Annotated in this window: 3 protein-coding genes; all 3 read right to left on the bottom strand. The window is 57.8% G+C overall.

From position 1 onward, the window contains the following. Nucleotides 1-291 (bottom strand): transposase (locus B4U49_RS14450; protein WP_143735678.1); only part of this gene is annotated, 291 nt, incomplete at its 3' end. 831 nt (nucleotides 292-1122) lie between these two features. Beyond that, the gene (dsr1, locus tag B4U49_RS14445) at nucleotides 1123-4953 is read right to left on the bottom strand and encodes an anti-phage defense-associated sirtuin Dsr1 (protein WP_078085309.1); all 3831 of its coding nucleotides are present in this window, start codon (nucleotides 4951-4953) and stop codon (nucleotides 1123-1125) included. A 529-nt stretch (nucleotides 4954-5482) separates the two neighbouring features. Then, nucleotides 5483-5890: a hypothetical protein gene (locus tag B4U49_RS14440; RefSeq protein WP_078085308.1), complete on the bottom strand. Its 408-nt coding sequence runs from the start codon at nucleotides 5888-5890 to the stop codon at nucleotides 5483-5485. Between the last annotated feature and the right edge of the window lie 110 nt (nucleotides 5891-6000).

Below are 6000 nucleotides of genomic sequence, written 5' to 3'. Positions count from 1 at the left end.
CTCGTCGGACATCAAGAGAGCGGTAGCCTTTTTTAGTATCTCTTTCTCCCGCTCGAGGCGATTAATGCGGGCTTCAAGCTCCTGGATCTTTTGCTGCTCTGGGGTGAGAGCTTTGCTGGCCGGCGTCACACCACCACGTTCAGCCTCTAGTTGGTTCACCCAGCGGCGGATGGCAGTTGTGCCGACGTCCAAAGACCGGGCGGCATCTGATATCGAATACCCCTGGTCAATGACCAAGCTAGCGGCCTCAAGCTTGAACTCGGGAGAGAAGGATCGCCGTTGTCTACTCATTGAACACCTCTGAATCAGGCGGCAACCTTACCACCTAAGTTGGTGTCCGGGATTAGTAGACCACTACATACTGAACTACCAGCAGTTCGACAAAAATGCTTTCCTCGGGGCTGTACCGTTGTAGTGCGAGAGGAACCGACGCCAGGCAAGGCTCAGCGTTTTGTGGCGGGTTTTCAAGTGCGAGCTTTCGATGAGGAAAATTGGCCTGCGATCAATGAGTGGGTGGTGAAGACTTTGCAGCAGCTGATTGACGCAGCGGACCCTGGGCTACGGAAGCTCAATATCGTGCTTTCGCCGGAATAGCAGGGCACACTTTTTCTTGATCACTATAAAAAAATAATGAGGAAAAATGCGAGTGGATGCCGCAATAGAGACTGGCTGGGTCAAAACCCCGCAGCCGATTGGTGGATTGGATCATCTTGATGTATAGGCCCTTGTATCAAGATATATGGGCACTTACTACCAGGGGGCACCAATGTTTCCGATAGGGCTCGGTACTACAGCCCTATCCTTGGGTCTTTATAGCGTTTCATCGGCGCAGCTGGTGCAACGTCGAGGAGTGGATGCCCAGGTTAAGTCGGGCTGAGTGTTTATTCACCTTGATCGCGAACCATCATGGAATTATTGGGTCAGGTCAATATTTGGTCGGCTAGTTCTTCTAAAGAGGTGAGGGGTTTTGGGTTTCAGGTCACTGGACTTCTGTGCATGGAGTAGTTTATTGATCGTTGCTAGAGCCAGCGATTAAATGTGGTGTATTGCTGTGCCTGATCAATTTCACTCGTAACACTTGGGGGAGCGAATCGACTCTCCGCCCCAGTGTTCAACCTCATGCTACGCAGGGATCTCTTCCTCCGCGTTTGGCTCAGTATTCACATTCATACCGTGCTGTCGGGCAAAAGTACGCAGAGCCTGAAATTGCAAGTTTTCCACTGACTTGGGCGCGGCACCAGCGATTGCCGTCAGGCACCCCCCAAGCTCTAACGGTGCCCTATCGGTCTGGTCGGTGATGCGGGCTAGCAGCTGCAGGGCTTCTTCAGGGAAGCGTCCGCATAGCCCGGATTCCTGCAGGTGCATTACCACGCGGTCAGAATGACGGAAGGGCATCAGCCATTCCTGTAGCATTGCCATGGCCGCCGGGAACTGTTCACCGGCGGTGATCGCCAGCTCGGCCAGTTCCTCGGCTAGGCCGGTGGTTATCCTCGCCTGTTCCTTGGGCCACAGGGCCTGCCAGAAGGGTACGATTTTTTCTCGCCAGTAGGCCGGTTGGCGCTCCCCGGCACCCTGCAGCGCCTGGGTGAGTGTATCTGCTGCGCGACATAGTCCTTCATCGGGCAGTGCGGCGATGGCTTCCCGCATTTCGTCGCTGGTGAAGGTGTCAGCAGGGTCCAGCGCCGCGATGGTGAGCACGCTCGCATACTGGCGTGCGTAGTCGCCGAGCGCTTGATAGTGGCGGGCTGTTTCCAGGAAGGACCGCTTGTAGGCGCCGAGCAGGGGGCGGTACAGTCGGGCGCTCCAGAGATAGGCCTGCCACAAGCCGGCGGCCTCGGTGGCATCCCGCTGCCAGTCGAGCAGGGGTAGCAAGAAATTCTCCGCCCACTCCCGGTCGATACGAAAAAGCGCGATTTGGTGCGCCGATAGCAATAAGCGGGCGTGCCGAAAATCAGGTCGGCCCAGGTCACACAGGGCGGTGAAAAGTTGCCGCAGTGCATCCAGTAAGCCCTGGTTGTCTCCAGGCTTGCTAGCAAACAGGTAGTCCAGCAGTGCCTGGGTAACATGGCCGGAGGGGTGGTTGATGGCCCGGGTAACCGGCTCCTCGGTGGCAACCCCGTCTTCTAGCTGTGCTGCCACTTCCAGCAGACGCTCGCACAGTGGCAAAAGCTCTTCGTCTTGGTTGCCAATATGCCCCGCAATACTCCTCAGCCACCAGGTCAGGCTGTGGGCAATGTCTACCAGTAGGTTCTCTGGCATTGCCTGCAGTAGCTCGGCCAGGCTTTCCCAGGATGCGGTGGCAAATTGCTTATCGCTCCAGGCCTGCAATGCTTCGCGCCAGTAGCGTGCCGGCCAGATTCCTTCGCTGGCCAGCGAGCGCAGGGCATCGCTGCACAGGTCTAACTGTGTTCCACAGATTTCCTGCCAGTCATTATCGCCGGTGTGCTGCTCGCGCAGCCAGCCAGCCAGCTCTGGCATTGTGCGGGGCGCCGATTTGGCGTCTTGGTGGCCGCCCCAATCACCGCTGTCGGTCCCGTAGGACCAGATCATAAATTCGTCACTTTCATCGCTGGCGAGCTGCCATTGCTCGTGCGAGAGCTGCAACGCCGATAGCTCCTCGCGGGCATCCGAACCGAGCGTGCAGCCGGACGCGTGGAGTTTGGTCAGGCGCAGCCAAATTGCGCGCTCCACTAGTTGCTGGTGCTCCTCGTCGCCTTCGTCCTGCTGAACGTTCCATGCCGGCCCAGCCAGAATGGCATGCTCCAGTTTGCCTTGCTGCTCGGGGGGCAGGTTGGCTCCTTGCAAGACCAGCAGGCGCATGACCTCGCGTCGGCAGTTATCGGCCCAGAGCCATCTGTGATCACAGTCGAGTAGCCAGTCGACCCACTTGCCATTGGGGGCGATCTGCTCTTGGCTGGCGGCAAACAGCGCGAGCCGGTGGAAGATGGGGTGGGGCTGTGAACGCCAGCCGTATGTGGCGGTGCGCGCGCGCTCCGGATTTTGTTCCAGCACAGCCAGCCAGGCATCCCGTAGCAGCTGGATCAGCACAACCCAGTCATTATCTTCCCGCTCCCGCTCCCGGTTCTGTTCGTGGGGGCTGATAGAGGGGAGACGCCAGTAGCTGCTGTCGTGGTCGAGGGTATCGGGGTTCAGTTCGCCGCGCAGTGCTAGCGCGTCGCTAAGTAGCTGCTCAGCATCGTAGAGCAGGCCGGGAAGCAGCGTTTGCCAGTATGCCGATGTGCGCATCTCGCGCAATGTATGTTGTGCGTGGCTGGAGGAGACCTCCACTTTCCATTTCGTCAAATCTGTCAGTCCCTCCGGCCGGGCCTCAGTGCCGTAACGGTATTGCGTGGGCAGGGTGGCTTTTGGGGTCAGCAGGGTTCGGAGTTCCTGCCGCAGCGCAATTGATGGGCCGTCGCGCGACAGCCGCCGTTTCCAGAGGTAGAGATCCGAACTGCTCCGGGGTGACTTGATCGCGCCAGAGAGTAGCAGTCGCCAAAGGGTACGAAGGCTGGGGCTGGGAATTGCATTGGGGGCTTCTTTCCGGGTGCGCTGAAGCTCATCCAGCTTGTCCGGCATTTCAAGTGCTGCGACTTTGTCGAGCTGGTGTTCGATCTGCCAGGCGAAGTCGGTATGGAGTTGCGCGCCGTTCTTTACAAGCCACAGCAGCAGTTCCGGATCGCCGAGGTGGCGAGCCAGCCAGCGGCTCAGCTGAACCATGACCTTGTCATGGCGGACACGGTCAACACCATGACTTACGAGACGCATCCAGGGAGCATGGTCGAAGGGACTTGGACGTAGGGTGAGGCTGAAGGTGTCTTGGAGTGTACTGCCCGCGGCGATGGCGACACCGTAGCGTGGTAGATCTTCGAGCTGAAACTTGGGGGCTGCGAAGTCATACAGCCACTCCAGTGGGGGCACGGGGGTGTGCTCTGCAAACCGCCGCGCCGGCTCGCCAGACCTGTGAGAGATGGCCCAGAGCACGCGGCCGACATAGTCGTCCTGCCGGGTGCTGGGCATGGGTCTTGTCACCGCGTAGCGGGTCACGATTGCCTCGCGGCCGGCGATGCCCGTTCGGTAGGTCTCGGCCCAGGCTCGCAGGGTACCGTGCAGCTTTGAGTGCGACTGGTCGCCCGGTGGCTTTTCGTAAAGAATGGGCTGTACGCCTTTCTTCCGCCATTCGTCCTCTTGCTCGGTTTCTTCACCCGGCTTGCATTCACCAAACGCATAGGCTTTTTGCGTCTGGTTGCCCTGGCGGCGGTCTGCCGCGATGGCATCCATCATGTAGCGCAGGATTGGATCCCCGATACGGTACCCCACGAAGCACACAATATAGTTGCGCAGCAGTTCGCTCACGAAGCGGGCCGCCCAGCGTTCGACCAGATAGGCGAGCCCGAAGTCGCCGCTGGTCAGGACCAGGCGGTTGAGCGCTGCAGGGGCGGGTGAATCGGGCAGTAACCCGTGCAGGTAGGCGACCCCGTCCCAGTGGCTCTGTTTTGGTACGGGTAGCTGGGGGGCGGGGTATTCCCCCGCCTTGAGCTTGGCGCCCATGGCAGCGCGGATAAACATACGGTCGTAGTTGGTGGTGACGAGTCGCATGCGGCCCTTGGGGTCACGTCCTAGCTCTAGAAGGGCGCGATGAGTCTTGTATATGCCTGCCTTGGGCTTGAATTGCAGTGCGTCGTAGAGCTTGGGGCGTAAGAAAGCGTTCTGCCCTGGAAGGCGTTCTTCCAATTGGTCCAGCGCCGCGTCGTATTGTTCCGCGTCAATGAGCTCTTGTTCCTGCCGGCTCGGCCTTGTACCGCAGTGCCGGTAGAGGTCCTTAACCAGCCCGCCGAAGTCGGGCAGTGTCGGCCGGGATATGCCGGCACCGCAAAAGAACACCACGCGGCCTTCCTCGTGGGCCTCTATCAATGTATCCGGGATGTCGGGGCCGTCGGTAATGAGCTGCATGGCTGTGTTGGGTTGTCTGCTGGTCTCTGCCCGGACAAGAGCGGTGGTTGAACGATTCCCCGGGGGTGGCGTGAATGCGGGTGCAATACCTTGAACAGCCGAGTTTACTTGTGGAGGTGGACGCTTAAAAGTGAAATTTCGAGCCCCAGTGCCAGTCCGGGTATTAGAACGGTTTTTTAACAGTCATCTCGCATCAGAAAAGTGGCAGGCAAGGCCAGCGGGTTATTCACGCCTAAATTGAGTGATGTACCCATCCTGTGGATATAGGTTCGTCGTGCTGTATTGGTTTAGAGGAAGATTGTTGGTTTTTGTTGGTTTGAATTCGAGATTCGCAAGATTGGAAAATAAAGCCGTACATCCGGATCCGATGGTGATATATATAGATGCCCAAAATTTGTAGTTGTAGTTTTAGCTAGCCAGTAAAAACAGCCCCGAATATCGGGGCTGTCTCCTGGGGTGGGTTCAACCATTGGGGCTCACTGGTCTGGAAAATGTTACTGAGTGTTCATTTTCCAGGTCAGTAATTTTGCTAGGAAAGCTGCCGATATGAGTGTGGCGCAACGTTGGTCGGTGCCAAGTCATGCTTGCCGTCACAATCGTCAATGGGCCTCCAGCCTAATGCATAGAGAGCGCAATAGCTGTTCCGGTTATAAAACTGCCAATCGCGACTGGCGACAATCAAGCGTGCGCTGAGCAATTGCTTAAGGGCATTGGAAATTGTTCCTTTGCTGGCGAAGCCTCGGTGGCGGAGTTGGCTATATGGTGCGCTGATATCACCATTATTGATGCCGTTATAGCGCCGCACCAACTCCAGAAGCATCGCGCGAGCAGAGTAGTTGAGCCCAACATAGCCAGGGTAGTCGAGCACCGAGTGGGGAATAAGGCAAAAGCGCCCCGATTCCTGGCGATTTTTTACCTTTCTTCGATCACGCTGCATGGTCTAGCCTCCGTAAGTAGCGGCGATTTAACAGTTGTTCTCGAGCGAGCTTGCGGCCAATTGGACTCAGCCAATATCTCACTACGCGCGTTTTGCTCCCTCCGGGAGGA

The organism is Microbulbifer mangrovi, assembly GCF_002009015.1.
Taxonomy (GTDB): domain Bacteria; phylum Pseudomonadota; class Gammaproteobacteria; order Pseudomonadales; family Cellvibrionaceae; genus Microbulbifer; species Microbulbifer mangrovi.
Note: the sequence above shows the minus strand (reverse complement) of the source record. Positions and strands in the feature narration are given on the sequence as shown.